This is a genomic window from Microvirga massiliensis (assembly GCF_001006805.1).
GTDB classification, from domain to species: Bacteria; Pseudomonadota; Alphaproteobacteria; order Rhizobiales; family Beijerinckiaceae; genus Microvirga; species Microvirga massiliensis.
The window spans coordinates 241,630-245,809 of record NZ_LN811350.1 but is presented as its reverse complement, the minus strand read 5'-3'; the positions used below and the strand labels follow the sequence as shown (position 1 = coordinate 245,809).

The window sequence follows — 4,180 nt, the reverse complement described above, 5'->3', positions numbered from 1 at the left end:
TTGGTAGTGCGCCCCAAAGGCACGGATCACCACTGGAGGAAGGTTCCACCCGAAGGGTTGTCGATCGATCCGGTCGCTAGCGAGCGGATGGCCTCTGCGTCGTGACACTGGAGGAACTGCCGCAACGTCGTCCGGACTTGCGTCCAAAACAACAAGCCATCGGGGTCTCCCGGTGGCATTCTTGCTGCAATGTTCTGCTCCAAGACGATTCAGTGTACGATTGCCGATCGCGGTCAAGCAGCTCCAACAATGTTTCCAGCGGACCCGATGGTCGGCCATCCCGGCCTCGTGCGGCCCACCCTCATCCAGATCAAGGCTCAGGAGAAGCTGGATCCCGTCAATCATAGATCCGCTTCGACATCGTCACGGAGACTCTCCCGCTCGCGGCGGGACCGGATCTGTTGCGTGCCGACCGAATGCCCTCTCAGGAGCAACCAGTCCTGTCGCCGGATCACATCAAACCGTCGCATCGCCCCGGCCAGGAGATCCTCGGAGCCATGCACCGCAATCACCTTGATCTCGAAGGCGACGAGGTTCTCCAGGCCATCCGAAGCGACGGCGCCGCGCAGTCCCGCACTCCTTTGAAGCACCGGCTCGATGAGGCTTTGAAACGATCCGATGTCGACGAGCCGTCCTGCCTGCAACGGACCTTGTCGGGTCTTCAGATCGAGGTCCGATCGGCCTTCCAGCAATTCGGTCACCGGACAACTCCAGCGCCCCTCGGTTGTCTCGACGGTCGCGATGAGGCTTTCGAGGTAGATTGCCTCCGCGCTCATGTTGCTGATCAGGCACCGGGCCTCGAGCCCGGCTCCGGCGCCGCGATTGATCAGGATGTTCGACCTCTTCTGTCGGCGATAGCTGCTGACGAACACATGCAAGTAAGCGATCCAGACAAACAGCATCGCGACACTCGCCAGCGCGCTGATGACCTGATGATTGCTCGCAATCCAGTTCCACATGATTGTCCACTAGCGGTTGTCTTGCCCAGACGTCGGCTGCGAGCTTTCCCGGTCGCAGTTCGGCGCAGCGCATTCGGGAATGAAGTCTCGTCTGCGTCATCGATCACTTTCCCGCTCCCTCGGGAGCCCGGCAAAGGCGCCCGTCACGGTGAGGGAGGATCACGCTCGTGTTCCGGGGCGCCGTGGACGAGTTGCGTCGCCGGAGAGTGGACGAGCTGGAGATAACGCTCGAACTGGACGAGAACGTCCGCGATGATCTGTTCGCGGTTCATGCCCATGATGTCATAGCCGCGGCCACCGCTGGAAAAGTAGGTGCGGGCCTCGTAACGGCATTCAGGCTTCCCGGAGAGCGGGGAGAAGGTGGCCATGGGCTGGGCGCTGCGGCTGACGCCATAGATGAAGTCGCGCATGCCTTCGGCTGGCGAGCGCAGGGCGATGGCACCGCTCTCTTCCTCGACCACATACGAGGTGCGGCCGCGCGCACTCAACTCTCTCGCGACCTGATCGAGCGCCGGACGCACCTGGGTGGCAATGAACCTGTCCACCTCGGCCTCGGTCGGAGCATGAAGGATGAGCGCGAGACGGCGCTGCCAAGTGAGGCCCGTGGCGGGCTCGGCGGAGGGAATGTACGGCTTGGCGGCGTGAGCCTCCTGTTGGGCGAGGTCGGCGCGCATGCCGACCAGGAGTGACCAGACGAGGGCCAGCATGACAAGGGTGAAGGGCAGTGCGCTGGCCACGGTCGCCGATTGCAAGGCGCCAAGCCCGCCGGCAACGAGCAAGCTGGCCGCTACGACGCCCTCGAGGGCGCACCAGAAGACGCGCTGGCCGGTGGTGGTCTCGGTTTCGCCGCCTGCGGCGATGGCGTCGACGACCAGCGAGCCGGAATCCGCGGAGGTGATGAAAAAGATCCCGACCAGGAGCACGGCCAGAGTTGAGGTGAGGCCCGTAAACGGCAAATACTCGAAGAACTTGAAGAGGCCGACTGATACGTCGTCGGCAACGGCAGTGCCCAGCGCGCCGGCTGCCACGCCCGTGTCCACGAAGATCGCGGTGTTGCCGAACACGGTCATCCAGAAAAAGGTGAAGCCGGCGGGAATGAACAGCACGGCGGTGACGAACTCGCGTACGGTGCGGCCGCGCGAGATGCGGGCGATGAACATGCCGACAAACGGCGACCAGGAAATCCACCAGGCCCAGTAGAAGAGCGTCCAGGCATCGATCCAGGGCGTCGGCTCGTAGGCATAGATGTTGAAGGTGCGCAGCAGCAGCGTGTCGAGATAGAGACCCAGGTTCTGCACGAAATCGCGAAAGAGCTGCGCCGTCGGCCCGACCACCAGGACGAAGATCATCAGCAATATCGCCATGACCAGATTGGCTTCGGAGAGGATGCGGACCCCCTTGTCCACGCCCGAGATGACCGAAGCCGTGGCCAGGGCCATGATGACGGCGATCAGGGGGAGCTGGATTGCGAGGCCGATGGGAAGGCCCAGCAGATAGTTGAGGCCGGCATTGATCTGGGAGATTCCCACGCCGAGCGAGGTGGCGATGCCGAACACGGTCCCGACAATGGCGAAAATGTCGACGGCATGACCAATGGGGCCGTTGATGCGCTCCTTGAGGAGTGGATACAGGCCGGAGCGGATCGTGAGGGGGAGATTGTAGCGATAGCCGAAATACCCCAGCGACAGGCCGACCACGGCATAGATGGCCCAGGCGTGAATGCCCCAGTGGAAGAAGGTGACGGTCATGGCCTCCCGCATCGCCGCGACGGAGCGCGGCTCGGCCGTCGGCGGCGCCATGAAGTGGGTCATCGGCTCGCCCACGGCGTAGAACATGAGGCCGATCCCCATACCGGCGGCAAACAGCATGGCGATCCAGGAGGTGAACCTGAAGTCCGGAGTGGACTCGTCCGGTCCGAGCTTCAGTCGACCGTAACGGCCCAGGCAGAGGAGCAGCACGGTAGCAAGGAAGATGCCGACGGCGAGGAGATAGAGCCAGCCGAAGCTGTTGAGAATGGCGGCCTGCAAGGCACTGAAGACCGCGCTGGCGCGAGTGGGGAGGACAACCCCGACGGCGAGGAAGAGGCCGATGACGGCGATGGCACCGAAGAAGACCGGTGGGTTGATGATGAAGCGCTTGAACATGCGGCCCCTGTGGATACTCCGTCGTCAGCCGCAGCCTGTCCTGGAGCGGGGGGCGTCTCCTTCCGGAGCGCCCACGTTCCTGACCCGGGGTAGAAAACCTCCAAGGGAGAAGAGTTCCTTCTCAAGGCCGCCGTATGTCGATCGGGAGAAGCAAGACGGCATGACTCGGAACAATCGTCGAGGCGAGCATCCGAACTTGAGTCGATCCGGAAGGAGGCCGGCAGGAGGCTCTGAGGCAGTTCCGTGCGATCCCGCGCCCGTCAGGAATTCACGGGGAAAGCCGTCGATACCTGCATTCCCACGTGCAGGTGTCCTGATGACAGATTTCGTCGACGCAATCGGGCAGGGGTGAGTTGCTCCTGTTTTGTTGACCCAGACCTGCCTTGAGTCCGGACCGGATTCCAGCGAACTGGCCCTCCTCGACTTCGTGGCGTGCAGGTGCCCCGGACGCTAACACCTTCACGTGCCGGGCTGTCGCGTCATTCACCCCGACGATGAGGGACCTTGCTTGCTGGACCAATCAGCCACTCCCAACCCGCCCCCGGTCCTGGCTTCGGCGCCCGACCATGACCGCGCCGCGCCGGGCTTGAATCCTGGAATGCTACGCCTCCTGCGGGAGGCCTCCGGCCACTGCGAGGGGCAGGTCAGGATCGAGCGGACGCGCCAGGGGACCTGGCCCGACGAACTCCGCCTGTTGCGCGGGCTCGAGAGCGAGGGCCATCTCGAGTTGCTGGCCACCCGCGATCAACCCGATGAGGGAAAGGTGACCGCGACGTATGCCATTACCGCCAAGGGGCGGAAAGCGCTTGCCATGCTCGAGGGCACGGGTGGGTAAAGCACTCCGCCCCCGTTCCTCTCGATCGGCCATCGCCCAGGATACAGGACGCCGTCGCTCCACCTGATGCAGAATGCCGCCAAATTGAAGCAGGTTGGCTGGACAAGATAATCAGCAGGTGCTTGCGAATATAGTTGAGCCAGAACACGTTTTCCGTTTCGATGCGAGGCTATTGTTTTCGGTTTAGATCGATGCGGAAGGGAGAAATGGGAACAATCATCAATCCAAGAGGCACGAGCGGA

General features: G+C 62.9%; 3 protein-coding genes. 1 reads left to right on the top strand and 2 read right to left on the bottom strand.

All coding sequences use genetic code 11. The features are described 5' to 3' along the window. Positions 1-341 precede the first annotated feature (341 nt). Positions 342-959 carry a hypothetical protein gene (locus BN1233_RS01075; protein ID WP_048708939.1) on the bottom strand — a complete coding sequence of 206 codons (618 nt, stop codon included), beginning with the start codon at positions 957-959 and terminating at the stop codon, positions 342-344. Between the two features lie 143 nt (positions 960-1,102). Continuing rightward, positions 1,103-3,103 carry a BCCT family transporter gene (locus BN1233_RS01070; protein WP_046861663.1) on the bottom strand — a complete coding sequence of 667 codons (2,001 nt, stop codon included), beginning with the start codon at positions 3,101-3,103 and terminating at the stop codon, positions 1,103-1,105. A gap of 508 nt (positions 3,104-3,611) precedes the next feature. Here BN1233_RS01070 and BN1233_RS01065 point away from each other — a divergent pair. Then, on the top strand, positions 3,612-3,938 hold the full coding sequence (locus tag BN1233_RS01065) for a hypothetical protein (protein WP_147706916.1): 327 nt from the start codon (positions 3,612-3,614) through the stop codon (positions 3,936-3,938). Positions 3,939-4,180 lie beyond the last annotated feature (242 nt).

Bases quoted from the DNA above. Each gene is read 5' to 3' on its own strand.
- BN1233_RS01075 (WP_048708939.1), bottom strand. From the start codon at position 959: ATGTGGAACTGGATTGCGAGCAATCATCAGGTCATCAGCGCGCTGGCG.
- BN1233_RS01070 (WP_046861663.1), bottom strand. From the start codon at position 3,103: ATGTTCAAGCGCTTCATCATCAACCCACCGGTCTTCTTCGGTGCCATC.